Annotated in this window: 16 protein-coding genes, 1 tRNA gene and 1 pseudogene; 6 read left to right on the plus strand and 12 right to left on the minus strand. The window is 65.7% G+C overall.

Annotated features, from left to right (window positions below):
• Positions 1-24: 24 nt before the first annotated feature.
• The 6 genes from AC0L2J_RS22865 to AC0L2J_RS22890 all read right to left on the minus strand — a co-directional run bounded on the left by AC0L2J_RS22865 (position 25) and on the right by AC0L2J_RS22890 (position 6,807).
• Positions 25-957: a sugar-binding protein gene (locus AC0L2J_RS22865; protein ID WP_007604931.1), complete on the minus strand. Its 933-nt coding sequence runs from the start codon at positions 955-957 to the stop codon at positions 25-27.
• An 89-nt stretch (positions 958-1,046) separates the two neighbouring features.
• On the minus strand, positions 1,047-2,117 hold the full coding sequence (locus tag AC0L2J_RS22870; RefSeq protein ID WP_473394604.1) for an ABC transporter permease: 1,071 nt from the start codon (positions 2,115-2,117) through the stop codon (positions 1,047-1,049).
• Positions 2,118-2,876: an ATP-binding cassette domain-containing protein gene (locus tag AC0L2J_RS22875; RefSeq protein WP_007604929.1), complete on the minus strand. Its 759-nt coding sequence runs from the start codon at positions 2,874-2,876 to the stop codon at positions 2,118-2,120.
• A 12-nt stretch (positions 2,877-2,888) separates the two neighbouring features.
• Complete coding sequence (gene xylA, locus AC0L2J_RS22880) at positions 2,889-4,211, minus strand: xylose isomerase (protein ID WP_473394606.1); 1,323 nt, start codon at positions 4,209-4,211, stop codon at positions 2,889-2,891.
• Positions 4,212-5,666: a xylulokinase gene (gene xylB / locus AC0L2J_RS22885; protein WP_473394608.1), complete on the minus strand. Its 1,455-nt coding sequence runs from the start codon at positions 5,664-5,666 to the stop codon at positions 4,212-4,214. It abuts the gene before it with no gap.
• A gap of 82 nt (positions 5,667-5,748) precedes the next feature.
• On the minus strand, positions 5,749-6,807 hold the full coding sequence (locus tag AC0L2J_RS22890) for a LacI family DNA-binding transcriptional regulator (protein ID WP_007604926.1): 1,059 nt from the start codon (positions 6,805-6,807) through the stop codon (positions 5,749-5,751).
• A gap of 112 nt (positions 6,808-6,919) precedes the next feature.
• Here AC0L2J_RS22890 and AC0L2J_RS22895 point away from each other — a divergent pair, with 112 nt between their 5' ends.
• Complete coding sequence (locus AC0L2J_RS22895; protein WP_007604924.1) at positions 6,920-7,447, plus strand: DUF1003 domain-containing protein; 528 nt, start codon at positions 6,920-6,922, stop codon at positions 7,445-7,447.
• Between the two features lies 1 nt (position 7,448).
• On the opposite strand, the gene AC0L2J_RS22900 is transcribed toward AC0L2J_RS22895, so the two are convergent.
• The 5 genes from AC0L2J_RS22900 to AC0L2J_RS22920 all read right to left on the minus strand — a co-directional run bounded on the left by AC0L2J_RS22900 (position 7,449) and on the right by AC0L2J_RS22920 (position 10,917).
• Complete coding sequence (locus tag AC0L2J_RS22900; protein WP_473394616.1) at positions 7,449-7,916, minus strand: GNAT family N-acetyltransferase; 468 nt, start codon at positions 7,914-7,916, stop codon at positions 7,449-7,451.
• 226 nt (positions 7,917-8,142) lie between these two features.
• Positions 8,143-8,949: a hypothetical protein gene (locus AC0L2J_RS22905; protein ID WP_473394618.1), complete on the minus strand. Its 807-nt coding sequence runs from the start codon at positions 8,947-8,949 to the stop codon at positions 8,143-8,145.
• A complete protein-coding gene (locus AC0L2J_RS22910) occupies positions 8,946-10,007 on the minus strand; it encodes a TAXI family TRAP transporter solute-binding subunit (RefSeq protein ID WP_473394621.1) in 1,062 nt (353 codons plus the stop codon). Before AC0L2J_RS22910 ends, AC0L2J_RS22905 begins: the two co-directional genes overlap by 4 nt.
• Positions 10,008-10,033: 26 nt before the next feature.
• A complete protein-coding gene (locus AC0L2J_RS22915; RefSeq protein WP_007604918.1) occupies positions 10,034-10,567 on the minus strand; it encodes a DsrE family protein in 534 nt (177 codons plus the stop codon).
• Positions 10,568-10,843: 276 nt separating this feature from the next.
• Positions 10,844-10,917: transfer RNA gene (locus tag AC0L2J_RS22920), tRNA-Gly, on the minus strand.
• A 171-nt stretch (positions 10,918-11,088) separates the two neighbouring features.
• Between AC0L2J_RS22920 and AC0L2J_RS22925 the strand changes: the two genes are divergently transcribed.
• From AC0L2J_RS22925 to AC0L2J_RS22945, 5 genes are all read left to right on the plus strand, one after another.
• A complete protein-coding gene (locus tag AC0L2J_RS22925; RefSeq protein WP_473394624.1) occupies positions 11,089-11,667 on the plus strand; it encodes a methylated-DNA--[protein]-cysteine S-methyltransferase in 579 nt (192 codons plus the stop codon).
• 9 nt (positions 11,668-11,676) lie between these two features.
• Positions 11,677-12,516, plus strand: coding sequence for a helix-turn-helix transcriptional regulator (locus tag AC0L2J_RS22930; protein ID WP_473394627.1), 840 nt, complete (start codon positions 11,677-11,679; stop codon positions 12,514-12,516).
• 56 nt (positions 12,517-12,572) lie between these two features.
• Positions 12,573-12,932, plus strand: coding sequence for a VOC family protein (locus AC0L2J_RS22935; RefSeq protein WP_473394629.1), 360 nt, complete (start codon positions 12,573-12,575; stop codon positions 12,930-12,932).
• 145 nt (positions 12,933-13,077) lie between these two features.
• Entirely contained in the window at positions 13,078-13,479 is a 402-nt protein-coding gene (locus tag AC0L2J_RS22940) for an SRPBCC family protein (protein ID WP_473394632.1), read from the plus strand.
• A 100-nt stretch (positions 13,480-13,579) separates the two neighbouring features.
• Entirely contained in the window at positions 13,580-14,089 is a 510-nt protein-coding gene (locus AC0L2J_RS22945) for a hypothetical protein (protein ID WP_473248075.1), read from the plus strand.
• Here AC0L2J_RS22945 and AC0L2J_RS22950 read toward each other — a convergent pair.
• Positions 14,086-14,637 (minus strand): annotated as a pseudogene (locus tag AC0L2J_RS22950) (MATE family efflux transporter); the annotation flags it as partial. The gene AC0L2J_RS22945 and the pseudogene AC0L2J_RS22950 overlap by 4 nt on opposite strands.
• Positions 14,638-14,715: the final 78 nt, after the last annotated feature.

A 14,715-nucleotide genomic window follows, 5' to 3' on the forward strand; every position in this document is an offset into this window, starting at 1 on the left:
AGGAGCGCGGGGCTGGGGACGCTCCTATTTCAGCATCTTCGCGACGTTGTCCTTGGTCACGAGATCGAGGCCGGTATAGATGATCTCCGGCACCTTCTGGCCCTTCTTGATCGCCAGCAGAGTGTCCATCGACTTCTCGCCCATCTCGAACGGGCGCTGGCCGGTCAGCGCGTTGGAATAGCCGTCGCGCAGCAGTTCGAGCTGCATCTTCAGCGTGTCGGCGACGACGAGGGTGAACTTGCCGGCATCGATGTCCTTCTTGTTCTTGTTGACGAAGGCCTTGTAGCCCTCAGGCGCGAACATCGGCCAGCCGCCGACCGGTACGATCGCGGCGAGGTCCGGCGTCGCGGTGCGCAGGTCAGCCATCTGCTGAACCGCAAGCGCGGAATCGTCGTTGCAGAAGGTCGGCGACCCAGCGACCTCGACCCATTTCGAACCCTTGAGCGCTTCCCGCACGCCGTCGACGCGCTCGGCGAGGTTCTTGGCGCCCGGACCGCCGGAGACCACGGCGTATTTGCCGCCCTCGGGCCGGAGCTGCAGCAGCTGCTTGCCCAGTGCGAGACCGAAGTCCTTGTTGTTGGTGCCGATATAGGCGATGCGCTTGGAGCCCGGCGCATCTGCGTCAAACGTGATGACGGGGATGCCGGCCGCGGCTGCCGCGTCGATCGACTTGGTCATCGCCGCAACGTCGGCGACCGAGATCGCAAGCCCATCCACCTTCTGCGTGATGAAGTCCTGGATGATCTGCGCTTGTGTCGCCGGCTCGTGCTCGATCGGCCCCTTGTAGATACATTCGACGTTGCCGAGCTCCTTGGCGCGCTTGAGGCAGCCATCGCGCGCCACGTCGAAGAACGGATTGTTCATCGCCTTGGGCACGACCGCGAACTTGTAGGTCTGGGCGAACGCCGGCGTTGCCATCATCGCGACGGCCATGCCAGCCAGAAGTAATTTCCTCATAGTTTCCCTCCACACTTGTGATGCCTATCCTTTGAAAGTTTCCGGGAGGCGGATAGACGTTAAATCGTTATTCTCCCGGAAAAGTCGTCTCAAGTCATGCGCGACCGGATGCGGTCGACCAGCACGGCGAGGATGATGATCACGCCCACCAGCGTCTGCTGCCAGTAGGAGTTGACCTGCGCGAGCACGAGGCCGTTGCGGATCACCTCGAGCAGCACGCAGCCGACGATGGCACCGAGCGGCCCGCCGACGCCGCCGGCCAGGTTGGCACCGCCGATGACGGCCGCGGCGATCACGTTCAGCTCGTACGAGGTCGCCATGTTCGCGGGCGCCGATCCGAGCCAGCCCGAGATGATGATGCCCTGCAGCCCCGCGGCGAGCGCGCAGACCGCATAGACCTGGATCTTGACGCGCACGACCGGGATGCCGGTCAGCTCGGCCGCCTTCTCATTGCCGCCGAGCGCGAAGACATGGCGGCCGAAGGAGCTGTGATGCAGCACGACCGCCATGATCGCGGCGAGGATCACCAGGTAGATGAAGGGCATCGGCACGCCGAATATGTCGCCCGAGGTGAGCGCATAGAAATAGTTGGCATCGGGGCCCCCAGGGAAACTGCCGCGGCCGTTCGAGACGACATAGGCGAGCCCACGCACGATCGAGAGCATGCCGAGCGTGGTTACGAACGGCGACAGTCCCAACACCGCGATGCAGAAGCCGTTGACGAACCCGACGAGCAGCGCGACCACGAGCCCGGCCAGAACCGAGAGCAGCAAGATCAGGCCCGGCACATTGGCAATTGCGGTCTTACCGTCGGCGGCCAAGTGGACGAACGGCGATCCGGGCGCCGACAGCTCCACCATCACCATGGAGGTGATCATGGCGGAAAAGCACATCATCGAGCCGACCGAGAGGTCGATGCCGCCGGTGATGATGACGAAGGTGATGCCAAGGGTGGCGATGGCGATGAAGGAAAAGTTCTTCGCCACGTTCTGCATGTTGCCTTGGGTAAAGAAATAGGGGCTCGCAAAATGCATCACGAGGAGCAGCACCGCGAGCGCGACCAGGACGTAACCGGTCTGGGAGGCGAACAGGCCGCGCTGCCACCATCTGACCTTGCCGATGTTGGTGAACGTGATCGGAGATTCCAATTGCATCGCCATTTACGCAGCCTCCTTCGCGCCGGTGATGAGGGCGGTCACCTCCTCGGGGCTGGTGTCCCGGATCGGCTTGTCGGCGCGCTTCTCGCCGCGACGCATGACGATGACGCGGTCGCACACCGCGAACACGTCGGGCATGCGGTGCGAGATCAGCATCACGGCAACGCCCTGCTCCTTCAGCCGGTGGATCAGGCCGAGCACCTGCTCGACCTGGCGGACCGAGATCGCGGCCGTGGGCTCGTCCATCATGACCAGCTTCGCGTTGGAGAGCCGCGTCCGCGCAATCGCAACCGCCTGGCGCTGGCCGCCCGACATCTGCTTGACGAGGTCGTCGGGGCGCGTCTCCGAACGCAGCTCCCCGAACAGCTCCAGCGCACGCGCCGCCATCGCCTTGTGGTCGAGCAACGCGAACGGCCCGATCCTGCGCTTCAGCTCGCGGCCGAGAAAGACGTTGGCCGCCGCCGTGAGATTGTCGGCGAGCGCAAGGTCCTGATAGACCACCTCGATTCCGACGCCGCGGGCATCAACGGGCCGGTTGAAATGAACCGCGCTGCCGGCGAAACGGATTTCGCCGTGGCTGGGGCGGAAATTGCCGGCGATGATCTTGACCAACGTCGACTTGCCCGCGCCGTTGTCGCCCATCAGGCCGACGACCTCGCCGGGGAGGACGTGCATGTCGACTTCATGCAGCGCGCGGATCGCGCCGAACTCCTTGCCGATGCCGGTCAACTCGAGGACCGGTGTCGCTTGTGCATTTGTCATCAGCGGCCTTCCTCAGATGTAGCGGTTGACGAGGGATTCCAGATATTCCTGCCGGCCCGAGCGCGGCTGTGGGTCAAAGCCCGGGCCGTGCGCGCGGTCGGCAAGTTCGGCGAGCGAGCGCTGGCCGCCGAGAATGGCGCGGCCCTCGGGCCCGGCCCATCCCTCGTAGCGCTTCGCGAGCGGCGCAGTGAGCACGCCGGCGTCGAGCATGTCCGCAGCGGCGAGCAACGCCCTCGCGCAGGCATCCATCGAGCCGACATGGGCATGGATCAGATCGTCGGGATCGATCGACTGGCGGCGAATCTTGGCGTCGAAATTCAGCCCGCCGGAGCTGAAGCCGCCGCGGTTCAGGAGCTCGTGGAACACCAGGGCAAGCTCGGGCACGTTCATCGCGAACTGATCGGTGTCCCAGCCGAGCAGATCGTCGCCGCGGTTGATGTCGAGCGAGCCGAACACACCCAGCGCCTCCGCCAGCGCGACCTCGTGATGGAAGGAGTGGCCGGCGAGGATGGCGTGGTTCTGCTCGATGTTGAGCTTGACGTCCTTCAGCAGGTCGTAACGCGCGAGGAAGCCGTAGCAGGTGGCGACGTCGAAATCGTATTGATGCTTGGTCGGCTCCTTCGGCTTCGGCTCGATCAGGATCGGTCCCTTGAAGCCGATCTTGTGCTTGTGCTCGACGACCAGCGAGACGAAGCGGCCGAGCTGGTCGAGCTCGCGCTTGAGATCGGTGTTGAGCAGCGTCTCGTAGCCCTCGCGCCCGCCCCACAGCACGTAATTCTGGCCGCCCAGACGGTGCGTCACCTCCAGGGCGGCGCGGACCTGGCCGGCGGCATAGGTGAATATCTCGGGGTCCGGATTGGTGGCAGCGCCCGCCATGTAGCGGCGATGCGTGAACAAATTGGCGGTACCCCAGAGCAGGCGCACTTTGCTCGAGGCCATCTTGGCCTCGAACAGATCGGCGATGGCATTGAGGTTGGCGACGGATTCCGCCAGTGAGTTCCCTTCCGGCGCCGCATCGACGTCGTGGAAGGTGAAGAAGGGCACGTCGAGCAGCCGGAACAGCTCGAAGGCGACGTCGGCCTTGGCGCGCGCCTGCGCCATCGCATCGGCGCCGTGGTGCCAGGGCCGCAGGAACGTCTCGCCGCCAAAGGGATCGCCGCCGGGCCAACACAACGAGTGCCAATAGCAGACCGCAAAGCGCAGATGGTCCTCCATCCTGCGGCCATGGACGAGGCGGTCCTTGTCGTACCAGCGGAAGGCGGGCGCGTTGCCCGCATCCTTGCCGGCGAAGGCGACAGGTACGCTCGTATCGAAGAATTTCGCTGACGCATTCACTTAGGCACACTCCTTCAACGCAGGATAAAGCTCGCGCCAGCGGCGATAGGCCTCGTCATAGGCCGCAGCCACGGATGCGCGAGGCGCAAAGCTCGCGAGCCGACGCGGACGGGTGCAAACCGCAGCCGCGTCTTCGCCGGTGGCGGCGAGCCGGCCGAGCCTGGCGGCGCCGAGCGCCGCACCGACCTCGCCCTCCTCGACGCGGTGGACGGGAATGCCGAGCACATCGGCGCAGATCTGCGCCCACAGCGGCGAGCGCGAGCCGCCGCCGACGAGATCGACCTCGGGAAGCGGCCCGCTGGCCGTGCTCAGCGCCGCCAGATTGTCGCGCGCGGCGAAGGCGACGCCTTCGAGCACGGCCTGAACGATCTGGGAGCGCCCGGTCGCACCGCGCAGGCCGACGAAGGCGCCGCTGGCGGCGGCATCGTTGTGCGGCGTGCGCTCGCCGTCGAGATAAGGCAGGAATTGGACCGGGCTCGGTCCATCGACACGCTCGCCGAGCGGTGCCAGCAGCGCTGCGGCCGGTGTCTCCATCACGCCCGCGAGCCAGGCCAGCGAAGCTGCAGCCGACAGCATCACGCCCATCTGATGCCAGCGGCCGGGCAGTGCGTGACAGAACGCATGGACCGCCGAGGCCGGCGCCGGTGCAAACCGATCCGTGACGCGGAACACCACACCTGAGGTTCCCAGAGACAGAAACGCATCGCCCGGCGCGATGGCGCCGAGCCCGATCGCGCTCGCGGCATTGTCGCCGGCGCCGCCGGCGACCACGACATTCTTCGCCATGCCCCAGCGTTGCGCGTAGACCGGCGCGAGCGTCGCGCTGACCTCGCTGCCCTCGACCAAGCGCGGCATGTGATGAAGGTCGAGCCCGGTGGCATGCAGCAGCAGGGCCGACCAGCGGCGCAGACCGACGTCGAGCCACAGCGTGCCGGCCGCGTCCGACATGTCCTCGATCATCTCGCCGGTCAGGCGATAGCGGACATAGGCCTTGGGCAGCAGCACCTTTGCGACGCGCGCGAAGATTTTCGGCTCGTGCCTGGCGACCCAGAGCAGCTTCGGCGCGGTGAAGCCGGGCATGGCCAGATTGCCGGCGATCGTGTGCAGCGATGGGCAGCGCCGCTCCAGCGCGACGCATTCGGCGTGCGAGCGGCCGTCGTTCCAGAGGATCGCGGGACGCAGCGGCCGTCCATCCTCGTCCAGCAACGTCGCACCATGCATCTGGCCCGAAAGCCCGATGCCGCGCACCCGCGCGACCTCACGCGGATGGCGGGCGGCAAGATCGTCGACCGCGCCGACCGCCGCATCGACCCAGCCGTCGGGATCCTGCTCGGACCACAGCGGCGCGGGATGCGACAGCGCAAGCTCGCGCGCCGCCGTCGCGAGAACCGCGCCGGCTTCGCTCACGAGCACCGCTTTCACACCTGATGTGCCGATGTCGATTCCGAGATACACGCCATCCTCCCTTTCGCCTGTTACGGTGCGCGAACTCAAAGTCGCCTTATCCGCAACGGGTCGTTTTGAATTCCACCTGCCGCTAAGGCAGATTCTCTCGCATCACGATGTCGATCCTGATCTTCTCCTGTTCGCGCAAGATCGGCTCGCCACGCGCGAGCGCGAGCAGCACGCGCACGGCGGCGCGCGCTTCGTGTCCGGGGTTCTGCGAGATCGCGGCATGCATCACGCCCTGCAGCAACAGCCGGCGTGTCAGCGCGGTGAGGTCGTGTCCGACGAACACCACCTGCTTGTCGCGACCGGCATCGCTCAATGCCTTCTCGTTCAACGCGTTGGCGACACCTTGCGTGCCGGCGCCGACATTATAAAGACCCACAATGTCGGCATGCCGGCTCAACAGCCGCGCTAACACCTGCTCCGAACGCGCGTCCTCGTCGCGTCCTTCGAGCACCGGCAGCACGCTGAGGCCGGGGAATTCCGACGCCATCACCTGATTGAAGCCAAAAATGCGCTCGGCATGGTCGCGCAGGCCCTGTGAGCCCGCGACGATCGCAACCTTGCCGGACTTTTGTCCGACCAGCCGCCCGACCAGCGCGCCGGCGGTGCGCCCGGCGGCAATATTGTCGATGCCGACATAATGGTGCCGGCGCGACGAGGGCACGTCCGAGACCAGCGTCACGACCTTGGCGCCGGCACCGACGAGATCGTCGATGGCGGCGCGGACGCCGGGATGGTCGAGCGCCACCACGGCGATGCCGTCGTAATCCTCCGAGAGCCCTTCCAGGGAAGCCGCGAGCACGGACGGATCGAATACGTCGGTTGCGATCGTCTCGACGCCAAGGCGACGGGACGACAGCCAGCCCGACATCTCGCCGAGATAGTCCTGGATCTGCTGCATGAACGGGTTCGGTCCCGAGGGCATCACGAAGGCGAAACGGCGGGCGCGGCCGCGGGCGAGCTCGGCGGCGGCCACATGTGGCTGGAACGAATTGCGCTCGATCGCCTCTTTGACGCGCCGGACCGTATCCGGCCGCACGCCCGGGCGATTGTGCAGGACGCGATCCACCGTCGCGAGGCTGACGCCGGCCTGGCGGGCGATGTCCTTTAGCGTCAGTGCGGTGGTGGTGAGCGTATCGGCCATGACTGAAGGCTAGCAGAGGTGTTTTGAGGTACGCAACTCATTTTGAGGGGCGACCGGCATTTTCCTTCGGCTGAGCCCAGGAACAGCCTCTTGCGTCCGCCGTTGCTGCCCCGTGCGTAACGATATCACCCATGATCCCGGCGAGGGATTGAGCCCGACGCTCGAGCGCAACATCCAGGCCCTGGTCGAGCGCCGTCGCCGCGAGCAGCGCGCGGCCAGGGGTCAGGAAAGGGTTGCCGATGCGATCACGGCGTTCACCGGCAGCATGGCGTTCGTCTATCTCCATGTCGCGGTGTTCGGCTTCTGGATCATCGCCAATCTGCATTGGCTGCCTGGAATCCCGGCCTGGGACGAGAGCTTCGTGGTGCTGGCGATGATTGCTTCGGTCGAGGCGATCTTCCTGTCGACATTCGTGCTGGTCTCGCAGAACCGCATGAGCGCAGCAGCGGACAAGCGCGCCGATCTCGATCTCCAGATCAGTCTTCTCGCCGAGCACGAATTGACCAAGGTGGCCCGCCTCCTCACGCAAATCGCCGAGCGGCTCGACGTCCAGCCCGACTCGCAGCGGGATCTGGAGGAGGCAAGCCGCGACATCGCCCCCGAGCGCGTGCTCGACAGGATCGAGGAGACGCGTTCCTGAGCTATCGGCTCGCCGACAGATCCAGCGTCAGGAACAGGCTGTTGGGATCCTCGACATAGCCTTGGAACGGGCCGCAGAGGACAAAGCCATGTGCCCGGTAGAGCGCGTGCGCCGGCTTGAAATAGTCCCACGAGCCGGTTTCGAGGCTGAGCCGCGCCATGCCGCGCGCGCGGGCTTCCGTGATGATGTGGCGGAGCATCTCAGCGCCAAAGCCGCGTCGCCGCATGGTCTGGAGCGTATGCATCGACTTCACCTCGCCATGCTCGGCCGACAGCGGCTTCAGCGCCCCGACGGCGACCAGCGTCTCGCCGTCCCAGCCGGTCCAGAACGCGATGTCGGGCGCGCGCAGCCCGGAGAGATCGAGCGCATGGGCGCTGCCCGGCGCGGTCTGCGCCCGCGCCGCCGTGACGTGATGATCGAGCAGCGCGATGACGCGCGGATCAAAGGTGTCGCCGGTGCGGATCTGCATCGTCAGGTTACCCAAGGGCTTTATATAGCATCAGCAACATCACGTTTTCGCGCAAGAGGCGCCGCGGGGCGTGGTGACGAAATAGCGCGCGTCCTGTCTGTCTCCTTTCGAAGATCGCCGCCCGCATCACGTCGAAATCCGGGCAGTCGCTGCCGAGCAGACGAGAATAGAATGCCAATATATTAGAATCCGGACGCGCGCGAATGCGCCCTCGGCGAAAAATCCGTCATCGCCCTCGGGATTCGACGGTCGCATTTGTCCAGCGACAGGCGCTTGCGAGCCTGGCGCGGACAGCATCGATGCCGGCGAGTTCGAAGATCGCACTGATGTTGCGCCCGGCACCGTCGGCTACGGCGATAGACGTTCTTCCGACGCGCAATGCGCGCACCAATTCGACCGGGTCCTCTGCCATGGAGGCGGTACGACCGTCAGATGCCAATCGCCACCGCATTGGCGGCGCCATTGCCTGTCCGGGAGAGATCGCGACCTCGACTTCTCCTCCGCGCAAAGCGCGCCAGAGGCCTTTGGCACCGAGGGTCAGCTCGGTCCGCAGGTTGCGGCAACGCAGCACGAGCACTTCCGGTGCGTTGGCTATCACCGGAGGAAGCGCATACAATTTAGCGACGAAAAGCGGCGAGAAGTCCCTTGGAGACGTGGTTTCGCTGATCAACCACCCCCCGGCGATTGAAGGTCCCGCAGGTGCGCCGTCCCGATTGGCCGGTGCCGGTGCCGGTTCGGCGGGAGGTGGCAACGGCGGCATGAGGGCGTGGGGTTTGGAAGGCGTATCGCCGGGTTGCCTGACCTCGTCTTTGTTGGCGAACAGGCTATCGAGGCACTGTTTCTCCGCGCTGTGTGCCTTCAACCTGCATCCGAGACGGATCGAGGTGTCGATGCCCGCCTGATCGCATGCGGCTTCCGCCATACGGGTTTCGGCAAAGCACTGGTCCAGACCTTTAAGCGTGCTTGAGGCGGACTGACCATGGGCTTCCGCGATCTCAAGGCTGGCAACCAGGACGGCGGCGAGCCGTCTCATGGACGTCCCGTCCGATTGGCCATCCGGGGATCCTGCCAGCTCTCGGCCGCCTTCAGGCGCTGCAGTCCGGGAACGCCCGCACCGGGATTGGCCTCCTTCCACTTCGGGTCGAAGCCGGGCTCGCGCAACTGGTCGAGCCTGCCAAACAACTCGCTGACGAAGGCCGTGACGCGGTCGTATCGCGGTGTGCCCGGATTCCAGTTATAGGCGACCAGAATCGTGGGCACCGCGATCGTCTCGATATCGCCCCCCGCATGAACCAGAGCGGGATAGTCGGCCGGTGTGAGCGAGGCGGGCACGTAATAGTCCGCCAGCTTCGGACCCCACGGCACAGCCAGGAACTTGAAGCCCTCGTCCCATTTGCGCTTCACGAACGCGTCTACCGGCTTGGACGTGACGAAAACCACGGCCGCCATTTCGCCCTTGCGCATCTGCTCCAGCGCGACCGGGTGAGGCACGAAGATCTTCTCCACCTCGATGCCCAGGCGGCTGAAGATGAGCGGGCCCGAATAGGCAGCAGCAGTGCCCTGCGTGTTAAAGTTCACCTTCTTGCCCGCGAGGTCGGCGAGCGAGTTGATCTCGGGGCGCGCAAACACGTGCAGCTCCGAGGGAAACAGGTTCATCACGTGCACGATGCGTTTTTCGATCTCGGGCACCTGCGCACGATACTCCTCGAGCGAATCGCTGTTGATGATCGCGATATCGATCCCCTTTAGGTAAAGCAGATCGTTGACGTTCTCAGTCGGTCCGCGCGTCACCACCGGAAGCACATGCACCTTGTTGCCTTCGTTGACGACGCGTGAGATCTCGGTGGCGAAGCGCAGCGGCGCGCCTTCAAGGAGACCGGCGGCTAATGCGACTGTGCCCGCATTGACGCGATCTCTCACCTCTTCCTCAGCACTCCGAGGTTGAACGAGCCGCACGGCGCGGCTGCCGCGCGGCGGCCCGGATGCGGGCGGCTCGGCTACCGACTTGCCAACCGTCCTGTTGGCATTCTGCGCCATAGCGGGTAGCGCGAACAATGACAGGACCAGCACGAACATCAGCTTGCGCGTCATCCCGGCCTCCTCTCGTTCGCTCCGGTCTAGGGCCGGACGTAGCTCCAGCCCTTCTCCTGCAGCTCCATCATGCGCACGACACCCGAAGCAACCATGGAAGCCTCCGGCAGCAGCTCGAGCGGCTTGCCCTCCTTCTTTTCCATCCCTTCCCGGGTGACGCCGCATGCGGCGAAGCGAACCTTGTTCGGGAAGGCGATGTCCGTCATGGCGTGAATGCGATCGGCGACGGGCGTCGTGTCCTTGCGCAGCATGTGCAATCCCGGACCGAACGCCACGATCTCGACGTCGGCCTCTTCGCCCTTCTTGCGGTAATAGTCGAGCACATTGGTGGCGTTGTTGAGCGCGAGATTCATCACGGCGGCGTCGTTCTGGTTGACCTGGATCACGAGCCGGTGCGGCGCCGGCTTCACCGGGTGCACGGCTGCTTGCTTCCTCGGGATCATGGCGTGGGCAGAACTCGCAGAGGCCGGCGGCTGTTGCACCGAGCTCATGGCGTATACCGAGCTGATTGCGAATGTGGCGAGCATCGCTGCGGCGATATGGATTCGTGCATCAGGCATGGACCATCTCCGTCTGCGATTTGCGCTCGACCCGGAGTGCAACTCGTTTGATCCGGACCAGGCCCTCAGTGAGGCCGCAGGTGTTGCGCACTGGACTTGCGTTGGCGTGACCCGGACCGCGAAACATGAACTCCCGGCCCGCCCTTCGACAGCCTGCAGTTCGTGCTAAGCGCAATGGATTAAGCGCAGCGAGCGTCAGCTCAACGTGCCGTTGCGCCCGGGCGGATCGTCAAGAGAGGACTTCAAGTCACGGCGATTGTGCTGCGGCCAGGGCTTTGGAGCGGGCGAAGGGAATCGAACCCTCGTATGCAGCTTGGGAAGCTGCCGTTCTACCATTGAACTACGCCCGCGGATGCGCAGCCTGCGCCCGCTCTGATTAGCCGAGACGGCGCATCTCGCCAAGCGCTTTGGCGCAGCCCGCCTGGCCCTTCTTAAGTTTCCAGTAAGATTTTGGGTGCGCCGGATTGTGGCGGTGTTATGATCGCCTGTCTGGGGAGACGTGCACTGAGTGGGGCGTGTGCATGGTGGGGCGTGGCTACACGATATTCGACACGACCATAGGGCGCTGCGGCATCATCTGGAGCAGCAGCGGTATCGTCGCCGTGCAATTGCCGGAGGCGCGGGAGATCGACACCCGCCGCCGGATTTTTCAGGTTCATCCCGAGGCGCGCGAGCAGCGGCCTTCCGCGAACGCCGAGTTCGCGATCGAGGGCATCGTGGGCTTGCTGCAAGGCAGCGATGCTGATTTCTCCGAGGTCAGCCTGGATGCGAGCGGAGTGCCCGGCTTCAACCGGCGGGTCTATGAAGCCGCCTGCGCCATCCCCCGCGGGGAGACGCGCACCTATCACGAGATCGCCAAGGCGCTGGGCGCCTCAGGTGCGGCGCATTCGGTGGCCCAGGCGATCGCGAAAAATCCCTACATGCTGATCGTGCCCTGCCACCGGGTGCTGGAGGCCGGCAATTACACCGACCGGCTCTCGCCCTATGGCGGCGTGATCTCCAAGCGGCGGCTGCTGTCGCTGGAGGGCGCCCATCCGATCGCCAGCAAGACGCTGTTCGACGTCCTGCTGCCCGTTGCCCCGCCGAGACCCTCCACCTAGATAGGTGGCATGGACGCAACCACGCTGCTGACGACGCCCTCGATGACGGTCTCCGAGTTTCGCTGCGACGCGGGACCGGACGACAGCCCATTTGCGGAGTGTCGCACCGGCCATTCCATCGCCTATGTCCGCGCGGGCAGCTTTGGCTGTCATTGCCGCGCCGGCTTCTTCGATCTGGTGGCGGGCTCGATGCTGGTCGGCGCGCCGGGCGAGGAATACACCTGCACGCATGAGCATGTCGCCGGCGACGTCTGCCTGTCCTTTTTCCTCAATGAGGAGCTGGTCGAGGCGCTCGGCGGCCGGCGCGACGTCTGGCAGGTCGGCGCGACGCCACCGCTGCCCGAGCTGATGGTGTTGGGCGAACTGGCCCAGACGGCGGCAGATGGCAACAGCGATCTCGGTCTCGACGAGGTCGGGCAGATCCTCGCCGGCCGTTTCGTCGATGTCGTCTCGGGCAAGGCGCGCAAGCCGACAACGCTGACCGCGCGCGACCGCCGCCGTGCCGTGGAAGCCGCGCTGTGGATCGACGCCAATTCGCACGCCGAGGTCGACCTCGAACAGGCAGCGCGTCATGCAGGCCTCAGCCCCTTCCACTTCCTGCGGCTGTTCTCCGCCGTGCTCGGCGTCACCCCGCATCAATATCTGGTGCGCTCGCGCCTGCGGCATGCGGCGCGGCTGCTTACCGACGACGACATCGCCATCACCGACATTGCCTATGACGTCGGATTCGGCGATCTCTCCAACTTCGTCCGCACCTTCCACCGTGCCGCCGGCGTATCGCCGACCAAGTTCCGTCAGGCCGCGAAGGGGGAACGCAAGATTCTCCAAGAGCAACTCGCCCTCAACTGACTAGGTTCGTCTCCGGCGCGCGCCGATTGCGGCGCGCTTTGGAAATGGAGACGACCATGTACGACCATATCGGACTGCGTGTTGCCGACCTCGACGCCGCCACGCGCTTCTACACCGCGGTGTTGGCGCCGCTCGGTTATGTCCTGTGCTCGAGCGGCGACGGTTATGCCGGCTTCGGGCCGAAGGGCGAGCCGGCGCTGTGGCTGCACCTGAACAAGGGGCGCAAGGCCGATGGCGTGCATATCGCGTTTCGCGCAGGCGATCATGACGCGGTCAAGGCATTCCACAGCGAGGGCTTGAAGAGCGGCGGCCGCGACAATGGCGGCGCCGGCCCGCGCAAGGACTACAGCCCGACTTACTACGCGGCGTTCTTGATCGACCCTGACGGCAACAATGTCGAGGCGGTTTGTGTGTGAGCCTTAACCACTAGCCCTGTCATTGCGAGGAGCCCTTGCGACGAAGCAATCCAGGGTGCGTCTGCGGAAACATCACTGGATTGCTTCGCTGCGCTCGCAATGACGGCGTTTGGGGCGACCACCTCTCGAAATCAAGGACAGCTTCATGGCCTCCATCCACAACGACATCCACCTCTCCGCTTCCGCGCAAGACGTCTGGGATGCGGTACGCGATTTCGGCGCGCTGCATCGGCGGCTGGCGCCGGGGTTCGTCATGGCCTGCACGCTCGACGGCGACGCGCGCGTCGTCACCTTCGCCAATGGCTCGGTGGCGCGCGAGGTGCTGGTCGATTGCGACGATGCGCGGCAGCGGCTGGTCTACGCGATCAACAACGAGCGGCTGAAGCATTACAGCGCCTCGGTGCAGGTGATCGCCGAGGGCGAGGCGAGATGCCGCCTGGTTTGGATCATCGACATGCTGCCGAACGAGCTCGCGCCCTATGTGCAGGGACAGACCAAGGACGCCGTCGCCGCCATACACCGAGCATTCCCAGCCGCGGCTGCGTGATCTTTCTCACAGAGCCCAGCCCTCGTCCGCAATAACCATGGCGGCGTGCGTCCGGTTGGCTCCGCTCTCCCGGCGGCGCCACGCACGCGAGGAGCAGGCCATGAGAGGTGCGGACAAGGTGATCTGCCAGGCGGCCGCCGTGCTGCTGATGTTTTCGATTTCGAGCGCGCCGGCAAAGGCGCAGTTCCTCGGCGGCGGCGGTGCCGGCGGCGAGGACATGATGACCCAGATGGCGCCGATGCTGGAGATGATGAAGGCCAAGATGGGCAAGCGCCGCTTCGGCATGATGATGCAGACCATGGGCCCGATGATGAGCCGCATGATGGAGAATGGCGGTGGTGGTCTTGGTGGCATGATGGGCGCCGGCGGAATTGGCGGCCTCGGCGGCGGCAATCTCGGCGGCGGTTTCGGGGCACCCAATTACGGCGGCTACGCACCGATGGGCGCAGGCGGATACATGCCGACCGGAATGGGCGGCATGGGCGGCGGCGATATCATGGGCATGATCGGCGGCGCCGGTGGCGGCGACATGATGGCGATGATTCCGCAACTGATGCGCCTCGCCAATGTCGGCGGCGGTGGCGGCCATCGCCGCCACAGGCACCGCTAGTCCACGGCGGTCGACAGCGCCGGCCTGATCGCAGATTTGGTTTGGCGCGGTCCCCAGCGTGTCAGCACCACGCTGGAGCACGAGAGCAGGCCGAGCACGACCATCGAGCTCGCCGCCAGCCAGAAGAAGTTTTGCGCGGTGGCATCATGCGTCGACAGCCACCAGCCGACCGCCGCGATGTAGATCAGCCGCGCGGTCTGCGCCAGCACCGGGCCGATCACCTTCGCAGCACCCTGCGACGAGAAATACATCGTCGAGGCGAGGCCGATGAAGGCGTAGAACGGCGCCACCGTCGACAAATATTGATGGCTGGTGGCGCGCACGGTCGCGCTGTCGGTGAAGATGTTGACCCAGAGATCGGGGAAGGCCGCGACCAGGCACGCCGGCGCGCCGACGGCGACGAAGGCGCTCGCGCCTGCGATCCAGGCAATGCGCCGGGCGCGGGCGATGCGGCCGGCGCCGCCCCCCAGCCCCAACAACCGCCCCGCGGCGCGGCCGCACGAGAACGCGCGCGAGGGCAGCACGAATACCAGCCGCGCCCCCCAGCCCGCGCGGGCCGGGGGGGGGGGGGGAGGGGGGGGGGGGGGGGGGGGGGGAGGGTGGGGGGGGGGGGGGGGAGGCTGAGG

This window comes from Bradyrhizobium sp. MV1.5 (assembly GCF_055807615.1).

Excerpts from the sequence above, each read along its gene's own strand:
- AC0L2J_RS22865 (WP_007604931.1), bottom strand. The coding sequence starts at position 957 with ATGAGGAAATTACTTCTGGCTGGCATGGCCGTCGCGATGATGGCAACG.
- AC0L2J_RS22870 (WP_473394604.1), bottom strand. The coding sequence starts at position 2,117 with ATGGCGATGCAATTGGAATCTCCGATCACGTTCACCAACATCGGCAAG.
- AC0L2J_RS22875 (WP_007604929.1), bottom strand. The coding sequence starts at position 2,876 with ATGACAAATGCACAAGCGACACCGGTCCTCGAGTTGACCGGCATCGGC.
- AC0L2J_RS22890 (WP_007604926.1), bottom strand. The coding sequence starts at position 6,807 with ATGGCCGATACGCTCACCACCACCGCACTGACGCTAAAGGACATCGCC.
- AC0L2J_RS22900 (WP_473394616.1), bottom strand. The coding sequence starts at position 7,916 with ATGCAGATCCGCACCGGCGACACCTTTGATCCGCGCGTCATCGCGCTG.
- AC0L2J_RS22905 (WP_473394618.1), bottom strand. The coding sequence starts at position 8,949 with ATGAGACGGCTCGCCGCCGTCCTGGTTGCCAGCCTTGAGATCGCGGAA.
- AC0L2J_RS22910 (WP_473394621.1), bottom strand. The coding sequence starts at position 10,007 with ATGACGCGCAAGCTGATGTTCGTGCTGGTCCTGTCATTGTTCGCGCTA.
- AC0L2J_RS22915 (WP_007604918.1), bottom strand. The coding sequence starts at position 10,567 with ATGCCTGATGCACGAATCCATATCGCCGCAGCGATGCTCGCCACATTC.
- AC0L2J_RS22925 (WP_473394624.1), top strand. The coding sequence starts at position 11,089 with ATGGTGGGGCGTGGCTACACGATATTCGACACGACCATAGGGCGCTGC.
- AC0L2J_RS22930 (WP_473394627.1), top strand. The coding sequence starts at position 11,677 with ATGGACGCAACCACGCTGCTGACGACGCCCTCGATGACGGTCTCCGAG.
- AC0L2J_RS22935 (WP_473394629.1), top strand. The coding sequence starts at position 12,573 with ATGTACGACCATATCGGACTGCGTGTTGCCGACCTCGACGCCGCCACG.
- AC0L2J_RS22940 (WP_473394632.1), top strand. The coding sequence starts at position 13,078 with ATGGCCTCCATCCACAACGACATCCACCTCTCCGCTTCCGCGCAAGAC.
- AC0L2J_RS22945 (WP_473248075.1), top strand. The coding sequence starts at position 13,580 with ATGAGAGGTGCGGACAAGGTGATCTGCCAGGCGGCCGCCGTGCTGCTG.